This is a genomic window from Klebsiella sp. P1CD1, from assembly GCF_003790505.1.
In the GTDB taxonomy this organism is placed as follows: Bacteria; Pseudomonadota; Gammaproteobacteria; order Enterobacterales; family Enterobacteriaceae; genus Klebsiella; species Klebsiella variicola.
This window is the reverse complement of record NZ_CP033631.1, coordinates 552,646-570,145: the sequence shown is the minus strand read 5'-3', so window position 1 is coordinate 570,145 and position 17,500 is coordinate 552,646. Positions and strand designations below refer to the sequence as shown.

The 17,500-nt window shown below is 57.5% G+C and carries 15 protein-coding genes; 6 read left to right on the top strand and 9 right to left on the bottom strand.

The genetic code is table 11. The annotated features are described in order from the left end of the window. Positions 1 to 60: 60 nt before the first annotated feature. Positions 61 to 1,344, top strand: coding sequence for an MFS transporter (locus DTA24_RS02805; protein WP_008806658.1), 1,284 nt, complete (start codon positions 61 to 63; stop codon positions 1,342 to 1,344). A 46-nt stretch (positions 1,345 to 1,390) separates the two neighbouring features. Here the strand turns inward: DTA24_RS02805 and DTA24_RS02800 are convergent, their stop codons facing one another. Further along, positions 1,391 to 2,326, bottom strand: coding sequence for a TIGR01212 family radical SAM protein (locus DTA24_RS02800; protein ID WP_008806659.1), 936 nt, complete (start codon positions 2,324 to 2,326; stop codon positions 1,391 to 1,393). A gap of 673 nt (positions 2,327 to 2,999) precedes the next feature. Between DTA24_RS02800 and gltB the strand changes: the two genes are divergently transcribed. Continuing rightward, entirely contained in the window at positions 3,000 to 7,460 is a 4,461-nt protein-coding gene (gltB, locus tag DTA24_RS02795) for a glutamate synthase large subunit (protein ID WP_008806660.1), read from the top strand. A gap of 9 nt (positions 7,461 to 7,469) precedes the next feature. Next, entirely contained in the window at positions 7,470 to 8,888 is a 1,419-nt protein-coding gene (gene gltD / locus DTA24_RS02790; protein ID WP_016161882.1) for a glutamate synthase subunit GltD, read from the top strand. Positions 8,889 to 8,943: 55 nt separating this feature from the next. Here gltD and DTA24_RS02785 read toward each other — a convergent pair whose 3' ends face one another. From DTA24_RS02785 to zapE, 7 genes are all read right to left on the bottom strand, one after another. Beyond that, on the bottom strand, positions 8,944 to 9,648 hold the full coding sequence (locus DTA24_RS02785; protein ID WP_064166711.1) for an N-acetylmannosamine-6-phosphate 2-epimerase: 705 nt from the start codon (positions 9,646 to 9,648) through the stop codon (positions 8,944 to 8,946). A gap of 118 nt (positions 9,649 to 9,766) precedes the next feature. Further along, positions 9,767 to 10,261: a ClpXP protease specificity-enhancing factor gene (gene sspB / locus DTA24_RS02780; protein ID WP_008806663.1), complete on the bottom strand. Its 495-nt coding sequence runs from the start codon at positions 10,259 to 10,261 to the stop codon at positions 9,767 to 9,769. A 3-nt stretch (positions 10,262 to 10,264) separates the two neighbouring features. Then, positions 10,265 to 10,903 carry a stringent starvation protein SspA gene (gene sspA / locus DTA24_RS02775; RefSeq protein WP_002918467.1) on the bottom strand — a complete coding sequence of 213 codons (639 nt, stop codon included), beginning with the start codon at positions 10,901 to 10,903 and terminating at the stop codon, positions 10,265 to 10,267. Positions 10,904 to 10,944: 41 nt separating this feature from the next. Next, complete coding sequence (locus tag DTA24_RS27885) at positions 10,945 to 11,157, bottom strand: hypothetical protein (protein WP_136047529.1); 213 nt, start codon at positions 11,155 to 11,157, stop codon at positions 10,945 to 10,947. 57 nt (positions 11,158 to 11,214) lie between these two features. Further along, entirely contained in the window at positions 11,215 to 11,607 is a 393-nt protein-coding gene (gene rpsI / locus DTA24_RS02765; RefSeq protein ID WP_000829815.1) for a 30S ribosomal protein S9, read from the bottom strand. A 15-nt stretch (positions 11,608 to 11,622) separates the two neighbouring features. Continuing rightward, a complete protein-coding gene (gene rplM, locus DTA24_RS02760; protein ID WP_002918559.1) occupies positions 11,623 to 12,051 on the bottom strand; it encodes a 50S ribosomal protein L13 in 429 nt (142 codons plus the stop codon). Positions 12,052 to 12,317: 266 nt separating this feature from the next. Then, the gene (gene zapE, locus DTA24_RS02750; RefSeq protein ID WP_012540462.1) at positions 12,318 to 13,448 is read right to left on the bottom strand and encodes a cell division protein ZapE; all 1,131 of its coding nucleotides are present in this window, start codon (positions 13,446 to 13,448) and stop codon (positions 12,318 to 12,320) included. A gap of 190 nt (positions 13,449 to 13,638) precedes the next feature. Here zapE and zapG point away from each other — a divergent pair, with 190 nt between their 5' ends. The 3 genes from zapG (at position 13,639) to degS (ending at position 16,724) form a co-directional block, all read left to right on the top strand. Next, positions 13,639 to 14,037, top strand: a complete 399-nt coding sequence (gene zapG / locus DTA24_RS02745) for a Z-ring associated protein ZapG (protein ID WP_012540461.1) — start codon at positions 13,639 to 13,641, stop codon at positions 14,035 to 14,037. A 173-nt stretch (positions 14,038 to 14,210) separates the two neighbouring features. Beyond that, entirely contained in the window at positions 14,211 to 15,578 is a 1,368-nt protein-coding gene (gene degQ / locus DTA24_RS02740; protein ID WP_008806666.1) for a serine endoprotease DegQ, read from the top strand. A gap of 87 nt (positions 15,579 to 15,665) precedes the next feature. Continuing rightward, positions 15,666 to 16,724, top strand: coding sequence for an outer membrane-stress sensor serine endopeptidase DegS (gene degS / locus DTA24_RS02735; protein WP_008806667.1), 1,059 nt, complete (start codon positions 15,666 to 15,668; stop codon positions 16,722 to 16,724). A gap of 25 nt (positions 16,725 to 16,749) precedes the next feature. Here the strand turns inward: degS and DTA24_RS02730 are convergent, their stop codons facing one another. Continuing rightward, complete coding sequence (locus tag DTA24_RS02730) at positions 16,750 to 17,460, bottom strand: hypothetical protein (RefSeq protein ID WP_022065668.1); 711 nt, start codon at positions 17,458 to 17,460, stop codon at positions 16,750 to 16,752. Between the last annotated feature and the right edge of the window lie 40 nt (positions 17,461 to 17,500).

Sequence of the window (17,500 nt, the reverse complement as noted above, 5' to 3'; positions counted from 1 at the left end):
GACGGATATCTGTAGATCCGCCGCGCCTGATATAAATCATATAATGAGCATGGTGTTATCATGGGAAAAAATATTCGCTGGATTATCGTCCTGTTATTATTTTTAGTGTATATGATAAATTATCTGGACCGGGTGGCGTTATCCATTACGGTGCCGATGATTGAAAAGGACCTTGCACTTAACGCTGAACAATTTGGTATGATTTTCGGCAGCTTTTTCTTCGGCTACGCGGTCTTTAATTTTATTGGCGGCCTCGCCGTCGATAAATTTGGTGCCACATTGGTGATGGGCCTGGCGGTTGGGTTATGGTCGCTGTTTTGCGGCTTAACCGCGGTTGCCACCGGCTTTTATTCCATGCTGGTGCTCCGCGTGCTCTTCGGGATGGCAGAGGGCCCGATTTGCGCCTCAGCGAACAAGATGATTAACGGCTGGTTTCCTAAAAAGCAAGCAGCAACCGCAGTGGGTTTCCTCAGCGCCGGCTCTCCGCTGGGCGGCGCGGTCGCCGGACCTATCGTCGGTTATCTGGCCCTGGCTTTCGGCTGGCGTCCCGCGTTTATGATTATTTTCGCCATCGGTATTGTGTGGATGGTCGTGTGGTTTTTTATTGCCGCCAACTCGCCTGACAAACATAAGCATGTCAGTCAGGAAGAGCTCATGCTCATTAATAAAATGAAGCAAGAGGAGGACGCCCTGGAAACCGTAGAAAATCAAACGGCCCACTCATTAGGTTATTATCTCAAGCAGCCTATTATTCTGGTGACGGCATTTGCCTTCTTCTGCTACAACTATATTCTGTTTTTCTTTCTCAGCTGGTTTCCGTCCTATCTGGTCCAGCAGCACCATCTGGATATTAAACAGATGAGTCTCACCACTATGATCCCGTGGATCGTCGGTTTTGTCGGTCTGGCGCTGGGGGGTTATATATCCGATAAAATATTTAACCTTACCGGACGGCTGCTGCTGTCGCGCAAAATCGTGCTGGTGGTATGCCTGCTAATGGCCGCGCTCTGCGTGGGGCTCGCCGGTACCGTTAGCAGCGTCGTTCCTGCCGTTCTGCTGATGTCGGTCTCCATCTTTTTCCTCTATGTGACCGGGGCGATCTACTGGGCGATTATTCAGGACGTGGTGCATAAATCCCGCGTCGGCGGCGCCAGCGGCTTTATCCATCTTATCGGCAGCGTCTCCGGCATCGTGGGGCCGATTGTCACGGGCTATATCGTGCAGTCCACCGGCAAATTCGACAGCGCCTTTATTCTCGCCGGCACTATCGCCGCGCTTGGCGCCGTGCTGGTGCTGCTGGTGATTAAAACCCCGCGGATGACGATGAAAGCCAGTCAGGCATAAATGGCTGAAGAGCGATGTCCGGCCTTGGCCCGGACATCGTCTGCTTCTACTTCTCCGCCAGGGGCACAGCCCAGCTGCGGCCTAGCGCCGAGCCCTGAGCGCCCTGCTCATTCAGATAGCGATCCAGTTCAACCATTCCGGTCCAGCGATTTTCGCACCACAGCGGCGCCAGTAGCGTGGGTCGACGGGCGCTGGCCGATATCCGGTGATAGATCACCTCCGGCGGCGTATGGCGAATCATCTCCCCGGCGGTCACGGTATACGCCTCCAGCTCAATGCCATTGAGACGCCCGGCCTGCCACGCTTTGGCCATAATACTGCCTTTGACAATGTGCAGCGGGTGCAGCTTGATGCCGTCCACGCCGGTCGCCACCACCCGCTCCAGCGTCTCCAGGCAATGGCCCTGGGTCTCTCCGGGCAGGCCGACGATCAGATGTGCGCAGACCTTCAGCCCTCGCGCTCGCGCCAGACGCGCAGTACGCTGGTAGCAAGCGAAATCATGCCCACGGTTAATCCGATGCAGGGTTTTATCGTGCGCGGTTTGCAGTCCCAGCTCCAGCCATACCTCATATCCTTGCTCATGATATTCACTCAGCAGATCGAGGACCGCCTCCGGCACGCAGTCCGGGCGGGTGCCGACGCAGAGGCCGACAATATTCGCCTGGCTGATGGCCTGACGATACATCGAGCGGAGCACCTGCACTTCAGCGAAGGTGCTGGTATAGGCCTGGAAATAGGCCAGATAGCGCTTTGCCCGGTTGACGAGCTGCGCCTGATGAGCGAGCTGTTCGGCGATGGAGCGATGCTGCTGCGCCTCATCGGCAAAGGAAGCCACATTACAGAAAGTGCAACCGCCGCGGCCCAGCGTGCCGTCGCGGTTCGGGCAGCTAAAACCGCCGTGGAGCGTCAGCTTATGGACCTTTTCGCCATAGCGGCGCATAAGATCCCCACCAAACATATTGACTAATTTCTGTAACTGCATAATCTGATAGACCGGCCTCAACAAAGGGGGCCAAGCCTGCCACTTTTTGTCACCGACGGCGATGACCTGGATCAATCGTCAGCGCGGCGGCCACCCTCATTGCATAAACAATCATGATTACTGCAATTTCATTCACCTCTGCGGTGATGAGTTTTCCTTATATTTAACCTGCGGATAGCCCTAATCTTCTTCACGGTAAAAAACAGTATTAATATCCATTGAGAAAATATATGGCAGTCAAATATGCTAATGATGACATGCATTTCAGCGCATAACGGTAATGCAAAGCCGCGTGCACAGTGAGACAGATCACACTAGCCTGACCTTCCTGAGGCGTACCCAGAGCACGAAAAATGGCACTATTTATTTTTAAAACAACAAGTTAACACCTGTATAGCACATTTTTGTATTAATAAGATTGCCATTTGACGTAAGTGTGGATTCCCGATAAGTTGGGAATCCGCTGGAAGCTTTCTGGATGAGCACTCTGCTCATCATATTTATGCAGTAATTGAGATTCCCTCTTAACAGCAAGTCCTCAAACTTGTGTACCGATGCGAAAAGGATTTAAAGAGGGCGAATGCGAGGTGCAAACCCCGTCGCCATGCTCTTTCTGTGCCTGTGCGCAATCGGTATCGGAGGGTGTCCGCAGAGCCTGGGGAGGTTCACTGATATGTTGTACGACAAATCCCTTGAGAGGGATAACTGTGGTTTCGGCCTGATCGCCCACATAGAAGGCGAACCTAGCCACAAGGTAGTGCGAACCGCGATACACGCACTGGCCCGCATGCAGCACCGTGGCGCAATCCTTGCCGATGGTAAAACCGGCGACGGTTGCGGTCTGCTGCTGCAAAAACCCGATCGTTTCTTCCGCATCGTTGCTGAAGAGCGCGGCTGGCGTTTAGCCAAAAACTACGCCGTTGGGATGCTGTTCCTGAATAAAGATCCTGAGCTGGCTAAAGCGGCGCGCCGCATCGTTGAAGAAGAACTTCAGCTTGAGACCCTGTCGATTGTCGGCTGGCGCGATGTGCCGACCAACGAAGGCGTCCTCGGTGAAATCGCCCTCTCCTCGCTGCCCCGTATTGAGCAAATCTTTGTGAACGCCCCGGCTGGCTGGCGCCCGCGCGATATGGAGCGCCGTCTGTTTATTGCGCGTCGTCGCATTGAAAAACGCCTGCAGGAAGACAAAGATTTCTACGTTTGTAGCCTGTCCAACCTGGTCAACATCTATAAAGGTCTGTGTATGCCGGCGGATTTGCCGCGCTTCTACCTGGACCTCGCGGACCTGCGCCTGGAGTCGGCTATCTGCCTGTTCCACCAGCGCTTCTCCACCAACACCGTGCCGCGCTGGCCGCTGGCGCAGCCGTTCCGTTACCTGGCGCACAACGGTGAAATCAACACCATCACCGGCAACCGCCAGTGGGCCCGCGCCCGTACCTATAAGTTCCAGACCCCGCTGATCCCGGATCTGCACGACGCCGCGCCGTTCGTTAACGAAACCGGCTCTGACTCCAGTTCAATGGACAACATGCTGGAGCTGCTGCTGGCCGGCGGGATGGATATCGTGCGCGCCATGCGCCTGCTGGTGCCGCCAGCCTGGCAGAACAACCCGGATATGGATCCGGAGCTGCGTTCGTTCTTCGACTTTAACTCCATGCATATGGAGCCGTGGGACGGCCCGGCGGGCATCGTCATGTCCGATGGCCGCTACGCTGCCTGTAACCTCGATCGTAATGGCCTGCGCCCGGCGCGCTACGTCATTACCAAAGATAAGCTCATCACCTGCGCCTCTGAAGTCGGTATCTGGGACTACCAGCCGGACGAAGTGGTCGAGAAAGGCCGCGTGGGCCCAGGCGAGCTGATGGTTATCGATACCCGCGCCGGACGCATTCTGCACTCGGCGGAAACCGATGACGATCTGAAGAGCCGCCACCCGTACAAAGAGTGGATGGAGAAAAACGTTCGTCGCCTGGTGCCGTTCGAAGATCTGCCGGAAGAAGAAGTCGGCAGCCGCCAACTGGATGACGACACGCTCGCCAGCTACCAGAAACAGTTTAACTACAGCGCGGAAGAGCTGGACTCCGTCCTGCGCGTGCTCGGCGAAAATGGCCAGGAAGCAGTCGGTTCGATGGGCGATGACACACCTTTCGCCGTGCTCTCCAGCCAGCCGCGCATTATCTACGATTACTTCCGTCAGCAGTTCGCCCAGGTGACTAACCCGCCTATCGATCCGCTGCGTGAAGCGCACGTCATGTCGCTGGCCACCAGCATCGGTCGCGAAATGAACGTCTTCTGCGAAGCGGAAGGCCAGGCCCATCGCCTGAGCTTCAAATCGCCGATCCTGCTGTACTCCGATTTCAAACAGCTGACGACGATGGAAGAAGAGCACTATCGTGCCGACGTCCTCGACATCACGTTTAACCCGGCAGAGGCCTCGCTCAGCGAGACGGTGAAAGCCCTGTGTGACAAAGCAGAGCAAATGGTGCGCGAGGGTACCGTGCTGCTGGTGCTGTCCGACCGCAACATCGCCAAAGACCGTCTGCCGGTACCGGCGCCGATGGCCGTTGGCGCGATCCAGACCCGTCTGGTCGATAAAAGTCTGCGCTGCGATGCCAACATCATCGTTGAAACCGCCAGCGCCCGCGATCCGCATCACTTTGCGGTCCTGCTCGGCTTCGGCGCGACCGCTATCTATCCGTACCTCGCCTATGAAACGCTGGCGAAGCTGGTCGACAGCAAAGCTATTGATAAAGCCTACCGTGCGGTGATGCTGAACTATCGCAACGGTATCAACAAAGGTCTGTACAAAATCATGTCGAAGATGGGGATCTCCACCATCGCGTCCTACCGCTGCTCGAAGCTGTTCGAAGCCGTCGGTCTGCATCGCGAGGTTTCCGATCTCTGCTTCCAGGGCGTGGTCAGCCGCATCGGCGGCGCCGGCTTCGACGATTTCCAGCAGGATCTGCTGAATCTGTCGAAACGCGCCTGGCTGGCACGTAAGCCACTGGCTCAGGGCGGCCTGCTGAAGTTCGTGCACGGCGGTGAATATCACGCCTACAACCCGGACGTGGTTCAGACCCTGCAGAAGGCCGTGCAGAGCGGCGAATACAGCGACTATCAACAATACGCGAAACTGGTTAACGAACGTCCGGCGGCCACGCTGCGCGATCTGCTGGCGCTCAATCCAGGCGAAGACGCTATCAGTATCGACGACGTAGAACCGGCGAAAGAGCTGTTCAAACGCTTCGATACCGCGGCGATGTCGATCGGCGCGCTGAGCCCTGAAGCACACGAATCGCTGGCGGAAGCGATGAACAGCATCGGCGGTTTCTCTAACTCCGGTGAAGGCGGTGAAGACCCGGCGCGCTACGGCACCAATAAAGTGTCGCGCATCAAGCAGGTCGCGTCCGGCCGCTTCGGCGTCACGCCAGCCTATCTGGTCAATGCCGACGTCATCCAGATCAAAGTCGCCCAGGGGGCGAAACCGGGTGAAGGCGGTCAGTTGCCGGGTGATAAAGTCACCCCGTATATCGCCAAACTGCGCTATTCCGTACCGGGCGTGACGCTGATTTCCCCGCCGCCGCACCACGATATCTACTCTATCGAGGATTTGGCGCAGCTGATTTTCGACCTCAAGCAGGTCAACCCGAAAGCGATGATTTCGGTCAAACTGGTTTCTGAACCGGGCGTTGGCACCATCGCCACCGGCGTGGCCAAAGCCTATGCCGATCTGATCACCATCGCCGGCTACGACGGCGGTACCGGGGCGAGCCCGCTCTCATCGGTGAAATATGCCGGCTGTCCGTGGGAGCTTGGCCTGGTGGAAACCCAGCAGGCGCTGGTCGCTAACGGTCTGCGTCATAAGATCCGTCTGCAGGTGGACGGCGGCCTGAAAACCGGCCTCGATATCATCAAAGCGGCGATCCTCGGCGCAGAGAGCTTCGGTTTCGGTACCGGCCCGATGGTCGCGCTGGGCTGTAAATACCTGCGTATTTGCCACCTGAACAACTGCGCGACCGGCGTGGCGACTCAGGATGACAAACTGCGTAAGAACCACTATCACGGTCTGCCGTTCAAAGTGACCAACTACTTTGAATTTATCGCCCGTGAGACCCGCGAGCTGATGGCCCAGCTGGGCGTCAAGCGTCTGGTGGATCTGATTGGCCGCACCGATCTGCTCAAAGAGCTGGATGGGTTTACTGCCAAACAGCAGAAACTGGATCTGGGTAAACTGCTGGAGACCGCAGAGCCGCATCCGGGCAAAGCGCTGTACTGCACCGAGAACAACCCACCGTTCGATAACGGTGTACTCAACGCGCAGCTGCTGCAGCAGGCGAAACCGTACGTGGATGAAAAGCAGAGCAAAACGTTCTGGTTCGATATCCGCAATACCGACCGCTCCGTGGGGGCCTCGCTGTCCGGTTATATTGCCCAGACCCATGGTGACCAGGGACTGGCCGGGGATCCGATCGTCGCCCACTTTAGCGGCACCGCAGGCCAGAGCTTCGGCGTGTGGAACGCCGGTGGCGTAGAGCTGCATCTGACCGGCGATGCCAACGACTATGTCGGGAAAGGCATGGCGGGCGGTCTGCTGGCCATTCGTCCTCCGGTCGGCTCTGCGTTCCGCAGCCATGAAGCCAGCATTATCGGCAACACCTGCCTGTACGGCGCGACCGGTGGTCGTCTGTACGCCGCAGGCCGCGCAGGCGAGCGTTTCGCCGTGCGTAACTCCGGCGCCATTACCGTGGTGGAAGGCATCGGTGACAACGGCTGTGAATATATGACCGGCGGCATCGTCTGCGTGCTCGGTAAAACCGGCGTCAACTTTGGCGCAGGGATGACCGGCGGCTTTGCTTATGTCCTGGATGAAGATGGCGACTTCCGTAAACGCGTGAACCCGGAACTGGTGGAAGTGCTGGACGTTGATTCTCTGGCTATCCATGAAGAGCACCTGCGCGGTTTAATCACCGAACATGTGCAGCTTACCGGTTCGCAACGTGGCGAAGAGATCCTCGCCAACTGGCCGGCCTTCTCCGCGAAGTTTGCGCTGGTTAAACCGAAGTCCAGCGATGTTAAAGCACTGTTGGGTCACCGTAGTCGTTCCGCAGCTGAGCTGCGGGTGCAGGCGCAGTAAGGGGTTAAGATGAGTCAGAACGTTTATCAATTTATCGACCTGCAGCGCGTTGATCCGCCAAAGAAACCGCTGAAGATCCGTAAAATTGAGTTTGTGGAAATTTACGAGCCGTTTTCAGAAGGCCAGGCCAAGGCGCAGGCAGATCGCTGCCTCTCCTGCGGCAACCCGTACTGTGAATGGAAATGCCCGGTGCATAACTACATCCCGAACTGGCTGAAGCTGGCCAACGAGGGGCGTATTTTTGAGGCGGCTGAGCTGTCGCATCAGACCAACACCCTGCCGGAAGTCTGCGGGCGCGTTTGCCCGCAGGACCGCCTGTGTGAAGGCTCCTGTACGCTGAACGATGAGTTCGGCGCGGTGACCATCGGCAACATCGAACGCTATATCAATGACAAAGCGTTCGAAATGGGCTGGCGTCCGGATCTCTCCGGCGTGAAGCCGACCGGTAAAACCGTCGCGATCATCGGTGCTGGCCCGGCGGGCCTCGCTTGTGCCGACGTGCTGACCCGCAACGGCGTCAAGGCGGTGGTGTTTGACCGCCATCCGGAAATCGGCGGCCTGCTGACCTTCGGTATCCCGGCGTTCAAGCTGGAAAAAGAGGTGATGACCCGCCGCCGTGAAATCTTCACCGGCATGGGCATTGAGTTCAAACTCAATACCGAAGTGGGCCGCGACGTACAGCTCGACGACCTGCTGAAAGAGTACGATGCCGTGTTCCTCGGCGTCGGGACCTATCAGTCGATGCGCGGTGGACTGGACAACGAAGACGCCCCGGGCGTCTACGACGCGCTGCCGTTCCTGATCGCTAACACCAAGCAGATCATGGGCTTTGGCGAAACAGCTGATGAGCCCTACGTCAGCATGGAAGGCAAACGCGTGGTCGTGCTCGGCGGTGGCGACACCGCGATGGACTGCGTGCGAACCTCCATTCGTCAGAATGCGGCGCACGTGATCTGTGCCTATCGTCGTGACGAAGAAAACATGCCCGGTTCAAAACGCGAAGTGAAAAACGCGCGTGAAGAAGGCGTTGAGTTCCAGTTCAACGTCCAGCCGCTGGGCGTGGAAGTGAATGCCAATGGCAAAGTGTGCGGCGTGAAGATGGCGCGCACCGAGATGGGCCAGCCGGACGCGAAAGGCCGCCGTCGCGCGGAGATCGTCGCTGGTTCTGAACACGTGGTGCCGGCTGATGCGGTGGTAATGGCCTTTGGCTTCCGTCCGCACAGCATGGAGTGGCTGGCGAAGCACAGCGTCGAGCTGGACTCTCAGGGCCGCATCATCGCGCCGGAAGGCAGCGATAATGCGTTCCAGACCAGCAACCCGAAAATCTTCGCCGGTGGTGATATCGTTCGCGGTTCCGACCTGGTGGTCACTGCGATTGCCGAAGGCCGTAAAGCGGCGGACGGGATCCTCAACTTCCTTGAAGTCTGATTAGACTCTGAGCCTCAGCGCATAAAAGCCCGATGGTTAACGCCATCGGGCTTTTTTATTGCTCATTCGCCGGACAAACCGCCGCTTTCAGCGCCGAATTATACCAGCCGCAGATATGCTCTAAGCGGGTGATCGCCGATCCGACGGTCACCGCCCACGCGCCGCAGCGCATCGCTTCAGCCGCCTGCGCAGGCGTATTGTAGCGCCCCTCTGCGACCACTCGGCAGCCCGCGGCGCTCAGGCTTTTCACCAGCGCCAGGTCCGGTTCGACCGGTGTCCCCTCTGCGGTATAGCCGGAGAGAGTAGTGCCAACCATATCGAAGCCCAACTGCCAGCATTCCAGGGCATCGTCGAGAGAGGAACAATCTGCCATCGCGTTTTTCCCCTGGCGGTGAATTGCCGCCAACAACGATGCGACAGAGGCCGGACGCTGGCGCCGCGTGCCGTCAACCGCAATGATATCGGCCCCCGCCTGCGCCAGGGCATTCACATCCTCAAGCCACGGCGTAATACGCACCGGGCTATCATGCAGATCGCGCTTAATCAGCGCGATAACAGGCACCGTCACTAACGGACGAACGGCCTGCAGGTTGGCCAGACCTTCTATGCGCAGCGCCACCGCCCCCGCCTGTTCCGCCGCCAGCGCCATCGCCGCGACGATGGCGGGGTTATCCAGCGGGCTGCCCGGCACCGGCTGACAGGAGACAATTAACCCACCGTAATGGCGAATACGCCGATCCAGTTGTGCAAGTAAAGACATGACTGCTCCCTGAAAGATAAGTGTGGCAATAACAGTACCAGCCGCAGGGGCGCGTCGTGTGTGGCGGGGTTAACAAAGCAGGCAGGAAAAAAACAGGCCCCGGAGGGCCTGTCAGGCGTTACTTCACAACGCGGAGCGCCGGGCGACCACCGCGCGGCGGCGGCGTGTCGTCAGGATCGTCGTCGTGATTATCCGGCTTATCGCCATCGATCACCGACATCACCGTTTCGCTTTCACTCTCAGGCGCGACGTCATCATCGTTGAGGCTGCTGACATCTTCGTCATAGGCCGCTTCCGGTTCAAACATCGTGCCGGCGCCGTTCTCACGGGCATAGATGGCGAGTACCGCAGCCAGCGGAACAGACACGTTACGCGGCACGCCGCCAAAGCGCGCGTTAAAACGCACCTCGTCATTCGCCAGCTCCAGATTGCCGACCGCACGCGGGGCAATATTGAGAACGATTTGTCCGTCGCGCGCGTACTCCATCGGTACGAGCACGCCCGGCAGAGTGACATCCACCACCAGGTGCGGCGTCAGCTGGTTATCCAGCAGCCACTCATAAAACGCCCGTAACAGATACGGGCGACGCGGCGTCAGCTGTGATACATCCATTATTTAGCCCCGACCGAGGCGCATTTCACGCTCGGCTTCAGTTAAAGAAGCGAGGAAGGAATCACGCTCAAATACGCGAGTCATGTAGCCTTTGAGCTCTTTCGCGCCTGCGCCAACCAGTTCCACACCGAGCACCGGCAAACGCCACAGCAGCGGCGCCAGGTAGCAATCCACCAGGCTGAACTCGTCGCTCAGGAAGTAAGGTTTCTGGGTGAAGACCGGCGCGATGGCCAGCAGTTCTTCACGCAGCTGCTTACGCGCAGCATCAGCTTGCGCTGCGGTACCGCTCTGGATGGTGTTCATCAGCGAATACCAGTCCTTCTCGATACGTTGCATATACAGGCGGCTTTCTCCACGCGCCACCGGATAAACCGGCATTAACGGCGGATGCGGGAAACGCTCATCCAGATACTCCATAATGATGCGAGATTCCCACAGAGTGAGCTCACGATCCACCAGCGTCGGTACGCTTTGATTCGGGTTGAGGTCAATCAGATCCTGAGGTGGGTTGTCCTTCTCCACGTGCTCTATCTCAAAACTGACACCCTTCTCAGCCAGCACAATGCGGACCTGATGGCTATAGATGTCAGTAGGACCAGAAAACAGCGTCATTACCGAACGTTTGTTGGCAGCGACAGCCATGAAAACCTCCAGGTATATTCAGAATTTTGTACTGCTGCCAGTCACTCATGACCGGCCAGATGTAAAAACCCCAGTAGCGCGATGTCACCTTCGTTCACGAATAAAACAAAAAATGAACAATCACCAGCATTTGGGCAGAAAATTGGATGATAGTTTACCAGATTTTGAAGACGTTGTGGTGAGGGGATTCTGGAAATGCTGAAAAAGTGGCGAAAACCGGCGGCATGATTGTGGATAACAGCCGTTTTATCCATAAAAAAACCCGCCGGAGCGGGTTTTTTCGCAAATTGTTCTGCGTGAGCAGAAGACAATTAACGTTTGGAGAACTGCGGACGACGACGTGCTTTACGCAGACCGACTTTCTTACGTTCAACCTGACGAGCGTCACGAGTAACGAAGCCTGCTTTACGCAGTTCGCCACGCAGGGACTCATCGTACTCCATCAGAGCGCGGGTGATACCGTGACGGATCGCACCAGCCTGACCAGAGATACCACCACCTTTAACAGTGATGTACAGATCCAGTTTCTCAACCATGTCGACCAGTTCCAGCGGCTGACGAACTACCATGCGGGCAGTTTCGCGACCGAAGTACTGTTCCAGAGAACGCTGGTTGATAACGATTTTACCGTTGCCCGGTTTGATGAATACGCGAGCTGCGGAACTTTTGCGGCGACCAGTGCCGTAGTATTGATTTTCAGCCATTGCCTATAATCCCGATTAGATGTCAAGAACTTGCGGTTGCTGTGCCGCGTGGTTGTGCTCGTTACCCGCGTAAACTTTCAGTTTACGGTACATAGCACGACCCAGCGGGCCTTTTGGCAGCATGCCTTTAACCGCGATTTCAATCACACGCTCAGGACGGCGGGCAATCATCTCTTCAAAGGTCGCTTCTTTGATACCACCGATGTGGCCGGTGTGGTGGTAGTACATTTTGTCTTCGCGCTTGTTGCCGGTTACAGCAACTTTTTCTGCGTTCAGAACGATGATGTAATCACCGGTATCAACGTGCGGAGTGTATTCCGCTTTATGCTTACCGCGCAGGCGACGAGCCAGTTCAGTAGCCAGACGGCCCAGAGTTTTACCGGTCGCGTCAACAACATACCAGTCGCGTTTTACGGTTTCTGGTTTAGCTGTAAAAGTTTTCATTAAAAGCTTACCCAAATAATAAGTTACACGTTGGTGAACACCCAAACGTTTAGTCAGTTGAGGTTCACACGACATTGTCCAGCAAACCTACCCCTTCGAATAGCCTATGCCGGCGCATAGAAAGTTTCGGGAAAAAAACCTTCTCGTAACGTGGGGTCGCAAGATTATAGAGAAGTCGGGGTCAAAGATCGACCCCTTTATGAGATTTTTCAGGCAGGCCCCGGGGTGGTCTTCCGGCTCTCAATCCGTCGGGAAAAAGCGCCCTGTCAGGGCATATGCGGACGCTTGAGATACTCTTCGCTCTGCATCTCCTGCAGACGCGACAGACAGCGCTGGAACTCAAACTTCAGCCGCTCTCCCTGATAAATGTCGTACAGCGGCACCGCGGCGCTGACCACCAGCTTCACGTGGCGCTCATAGAACTCATCCACCAGGGCGATAAAGCGCCGCGCTTCGCTCTCCAGCTGCGCGGTCATCACCGGCACGTCGAGCAGCATCACGGTGTGGAACAGACGGGAGAGGGCAATATAGTCATGCTGGCTACGGGCATCCACACACAGCGTGGCGAACGACGCCGCCAGCGTCTGGTTTTCGACGCCAAGCGTGGGCAGCTCGCGGTGATTGATCTCCAGCGTCGGCCCGGCAGCAGCGCGCGGCGCCCCGGCCAGCGCCAGCCACAGTTTATCCATCTGTTCGCGGGTTTCGCTGTTCAGTGGCGACAGCCACAGGTGCGCCTGCGTCAGCGTACGCAGACGATAATCGATGCCGGCATCGACGTTCATAATATCGCAATGCTGCTTGATGGCGTCGATCGCCGGCAGAAAACGGGCCCGTTGCAGGCCATTGCGATAGAGCTCATCCGGCGGAATATTGGAAGTGGCGACCAGGGTGATGCCGCGGGCAAACAGGGCTTTCATCAACCCGCCTAACAGCATGGCATCGGTAATATCAGAGACGAAAAACTCGTCAAAACAGAGCACATCCGTTTCCGCCTTGAAACGGTCGGCGACAATCTCCAGCGGGTCGCTATGTCCCTGCAGGGTGGTCAGCTCTTCGTGCACGCGCAGCATGAAGCGATGGAAATGCAGGCGCTGCTTACGCTCGCCCGGCAGGCTCTGGTAAAACAGGTCCATCAGCCAGGTTTTTCCCCGCCCCACGCCGCCCCACATATACAGGCCGCGGACAGGCGCCGCCTCGGCAGCCGGTTCGCGCTTACCCAGCAGTTTGCCGAATTTCGCGCGCAAACCGCCGCCTGACGCGACGGGCGCGGGCTGAGTCTGCAGTTCCTGGTAAATGGTATCAAGGCGGCTCACCGCTTCTTGCTGGACGTCGTCGGGTTGATGGCTGCCCTCTTTCAGGGCTAAAAGGTAACGCGATGTTGGAGACAGGCTTTGCATGATCTAATTGTTATTCCTTGAAAACCGTAATGCCGAAGCTCACGATTGACGAAAAAAAGGCCGTTCTACACTACGCGATGATACGCCAGGATTCCACTTCTGTGGAATTAGCGGTTATAGTGGCACTATCGGGCGCAGGCGGAGAGCCTAAGAGCCACCCTACGGAACCACAAAACAACGGGAGATGTTCATGACCTGGGAATACGCGCTAATTGGGTTAGTCGTCGGTATCATTATTGGTGCCGTCGCCATGCGTTTCGGCAACCGCAAACTGCGCCAGCAGCAGGCGCTGCAGTTCGAACTGGAAAAGAATAAAGCCGAGCTTGAAGAATACCGTGAAGAGCTGGTCAGCCACTTCGCGCGCAGCGCCGAGTTGCTGGATAACATGGCGCATGACTATCGTCAGCTGTATCAGCATATGGCGAAAAGCTCTAACAACCTGCTGCCGGACTCTATGGCAGACGCCAACCCGTTCCGCAACCGTCTGGAAGAGTCTGAAGCCAGCAACGATCAGGCGCCGGTCCAGATGCCGCGCGACTACTCTGAAGGCGCATCCGGTTTACTGCGCGGTGGCGCAAAACGCGATTAACTGATCGCGTCTGATAAAATATCTCCGGGCGCGCCCACCGCGCCCGCTCCTTCCCCCACTTCCCGGCTACAATTTAAACCAGTACCCACATTGTTACCTATGCAAAAATTCAATAACATCAGGTTATTCAGGACGTTTTTCCATACACCTCAGGTTACGAGAGCCAGCATCTAATGAAGAAACAGACTTTGCTGTTGAGTGCGTTAGCGTTAAGCATTGGGTTATCGTTGTCGGCCCTGCCTCCGGCAGCAGCATCCTTACCGACTCAGGTGCCCGGCCAGGGCGCGTTACCGAGCCTGGCGCCGATGCTGGAAAAGGTCCTGCCAGCGGTGGTCAGCGTGCAGGTGGAAGGCACCGCCTCGCCGACGCTCAATATGCCGGAAGAGCTGAAGAAATATTTTGGTGATAACGCCCCGCAGGAGCAGGCGCAGCCGTTTGAAGGGCTCGGCTCCGGCGTCATCATCGACGCAGCGAAAGGCTACGTGCTAACCAATAATCACGTCATCAATCAGGCGCAGAAGATCAGCGTCCAGCTGAACGATGGCCGTGAATTTGATGCCAAACTGGTCGGCAGCGATGAACAGAGCGATATCGCTCTGCTGCAGCTGATCAAGCCGGCGAACCTGACGCAAATCGCCATTGCTGACTCCGATAAACTCCGCGTCGGCGACTTCGCCGTCGCCGTCGGCAACCCGTTCGGCCTTGGCCAGACCGCCACCTCCGGCATTATCTCTGCCCTTGGCCGCAGCGGCCTGAACCTGGAAGGGCTGGAGAATTTCATCCAGACCGATGCCTCGATTAACCGCGGTAACTCCGGCGGCGCGCTGTTGAACCTCAACGGCGAGCTTATCGGGATCAACACCGCGATCCTGGCGCCGGGCGGCGGTAGCATCGGCATCGGCTTCGCCATTCCAAGCAACATGGCGAAAACCCTCGCCGACCAGCTCATTCAGTTTGGCGAAATCAAGCGCGGCCTGCTGGGCATTAAAGGCATGGAAATGAGCGCCGATATCGCTAAGGCGATGAATCTCGACGTTCAGCGCGGCGCCTTCGTCAGTGAAGTGTTACCAAACTCCGGTTCCGCCAAAGCAGGGATCAAATCCGGCGACGTCATTGTCAGTCTGAACGGCAAGCCGCTGAACAGTTTTGCCGAACTGCGCTCGCGCATCGCCACCACCGAACCGGGGACCAAGGTCAAACTTGGCCTGCTGCGCGACGGAAAACCGGTCGATGTCGAAGTGACGCTGGATAAGAGCACCTCCTCCACCGCCAGCGCCGAGCTGATTATCCCAGCCCTGCAGGGAGCCTCGTTCAGCGATGGTCAGATGAAGGACGGTACCAAAGGCGTGGTGATCGATAATGTCGATAAAGGCAGCGCCGCCGCCCAGGTCGGCCTGCATAAGGATGACATTATCATTGGCCTTAACCGGGAACGTATTCATTCGATTGCCGAACTGCGCAAAGTGCTTGAAGGCAAACCGCCGGTCATCGCCCTGAATGTGATCCGCGGCAACGAAAGCATCTATCTGCTGCTACGCTGATTGTCTTCCCGGACATCGCCGCCATGTGCGATGTCCGGACAACTCATGCTATGCTGCGTCTGACCATTCATTAACGATATTTGCATCATGCCTGGAAAGTTATTACGTTCGATACTCATCGGTTTGATTGTCGGGGGACTGCTGCTGGCCCTGATGCCATCGCTACGCCAGTGGCAGCTGACGCCGACCACCCAAAACGATACGGCAGACGACTCCCCTGTGAGCTATAACGCCGCCGTACGCCGCGCGGCGCCCGCCGTGGTGAACGTCTATAACCGCGCCCTGAACAGCACCAGCCATAATCAGCTGACGCTTGGCTCCGGGGTGATCATGGATCAGCGCGGCTATATCCTGACCAACAAGCATGTTATCAATGATGCCGATCAGATCATTGTCGCACTGCAGGACGGCCGCGTCTTCGAAGCGCTGCTGGTCGGATCCGACACCCTGACTGACCTCGCCGTGCTGAAGATCAACGCCACCGGCGGGCTGCCGGTGATCCCGATCAACCCGAAACGCACGCCGCATATTGGCGATGTCGTCCTGGCGATTGGCAATCCCTATAACCTGGGGCAGACCATCACTCAGGGGATCATCAGCGCCACAGGGCGCATTGGCCTCAACCCGACCGGCCGCCAGAACTTCCTGCAGACTGACGCCTCGATTAACCACGGTAACTCGGGTGGGGCGCTGGTGAACTCCCTCGGCGAGCTGATGGGGATTAACACCCTCTCCTTTGACAAGAGCAATGACGGCGAAACGCCGGAAGGCATTGGCTTTGCGATCCCGTTCCAGTTAGCGACCAAAATTATGGATAAGCTGATCCGGGATGGCCGGGTGATCCGCGGCTATATCGGCATTAGCGGCCGGGAGATCGCCCCGCTGCACGCGCAGGGCGGCGGGATCGATCAGATCCAGGGGATCGTGGTTAACGATGTGGCGCCTGATGGCCCCGCAGCACAAGCCGGGATCCGCGCCAACGACGTGATCATCTCCGTGAATGACAAACCTGCGGTTTCTGCACTGGAGACGATGGATCAGGTGGCCGAGATCCGCCCGGGATCGGAAATTCCGGTAGTCATCATGCGTGATGATAAGAAAATTACGCTCCATATCGCCGTTCAGGAATACCCGGCCACCAACTAAACGGCTCCCCGTTTGGGGAGCCTCGTTAATCGCTAAATACCGGACCGGCCGGGAATCTGACCAGAAACCCGGTCACCGCCAGCAGCGATCTCAGCCCGGGCCAGACTATCTGTCGCTCGCGAAGCTCATCATCCAGCGTCAGTAGCGCAAATTCCCCCTTCTCACCCAGCACGCCACCCTGCCAGAGCAGGCGCTGCGCCTGCTGCCGCGCCCAGGGCGACTCGCTCTTCCAGGCCAGCAAATGCAGCATCGCCTGTTGCAGACAGACGCTGTGCGAATGGTTATCCCGCCGCAGCCGCCGGTAGACGGGCAGGGACACGCTGCGCACGGTATAAAATCCACTGCCCGCCTCTTCATCGCCTTCAGGAATAGCGCGGGCGAACTGCCCCGCCACGTCGCACAGCCGGTTGTGCGTCAGCGGAAGTTGCCGGGCGCTGAGCGCCCCGGCCGCCATGCACAGCAGACCGCTGCGCTGCAGCGAGGGCGTCGCAGAGCGCACGACCGCCGCCGGTAAGGCGATCACCGCCCGTGTTGCCTCGTCAGCGTTATGGTCAGCGCCGGCCTCATAACAGCTGGCCAGCAGCGCTTCACCAGGCGTGGCGTTCAGCGGGGGCGAAAGCAGGTTCAGCGCCGGCTGCAGTTGTGCAAGTTCATCGCCTGACGCCAGCATGGCGTCAACCACCGCCTCCCGTGTTGATGTCCGGTTTTCCGGACAGCATGCTATGGCTTCATTCATCACCGTCTCCTTATGAGAAATCTCCGCGGCCGGTATGCCA

Coding starts and splice junctions, on each gene's coding strand:
- gltD (WP_016161882.1), top strand. CDS start 7,470: ATGAGTCAGAACGTTTATCAATTTATCGACCTGCAGCGCGTTGATCCG.
- DTA24_RS27885 (WP_136047529.1), bottom strand. CDS start 11,157: ATGGATAAAACGGCTGTTATCCACAATCATGCCGCCGGTTTTCGCCAC.
- gltB (WP_008806660.1), top strand. CDS start 3,000: ATGTTGTACGACAAATCCCTTGAGAGGGATAACTGTGGTTTCGGCCTG.
- sspB (WP_008806663.1), bottom strand. CDS start 10,261: ATGGATGTATCACAGCTGACGCCGCGTCGCCCGTATCTGTTACGGGCG.
- zapG (WP_012540461.1), top strand. CDS start 13,639: ATGACCTGGGAATACGCGCTAATTGGGTTAGTCGTCGGTATCATTATT.
- sspA (WP_002918467.1), bottom strand. CDS start 10,903: ATGGCTGTCGCTGCCAACAAACGTTCGGTAATGACGCTGTTTTCTGGT.
- degS (WP_008806667.1), top strand. CDS start 15,666: ATGCCTGGAAAGTTATTACGTTCGATACTCATCGGTTTGATTGTCGGG.
- degQ (WP_008806666.1), top strand. CDS start 14,211: ATGAAGAAACAGACTTTGCTGTTGAGTGCGTTAGCGTTAAGCATTGGG.
- rpsI (WP_000829815.1), bottom strand. CDS start 11,607: ATGGCTGAAAATCAATACTACGGCACTGGTCGCCGCAAAAGTTCCGCA.
- zapE (WP_012540462.1), bottom strand. CDS start 13,448: ATGCAAAGCCTGTCTCCAACATCGCGTTACCTTTTAGCCCTGAAAGAG.
- rplM (WP_002918559.1), bottom strand. CDS start 12,051: ATGAAAACTTTTACAGCTAAACCAGAAACCGTAAAACGCGACTGGTAT.
- DTA24_RS02805 (WP_008806658.1), top strand. CDS start 61: ATGGGAAAAAATATTCGCTGGATTATCGTCCTGTTATTATTTTTAGTG.
- DTA24_RS02800 (WP_008806659.1), bottom strand. CDS start 2,326: ATGCAGTTACAGAAATTAGTCAATATGTTTGGTGGGGATCTTATGCGC.
- DTA24_RS02785 (WP_064166711.1), bottom strand. CDS start 9,648: ATGTCTTTACTTGCACAACTGGATCGGCGTATTCGCCATTACGGTGGG.
- DTA24_RS02730 (WP_022065668.1), bottom strand. CDS start 17,460: ATGAATGAAGCCATAGCATGCTGTCCGGAAAACCGGACATCAACACGG.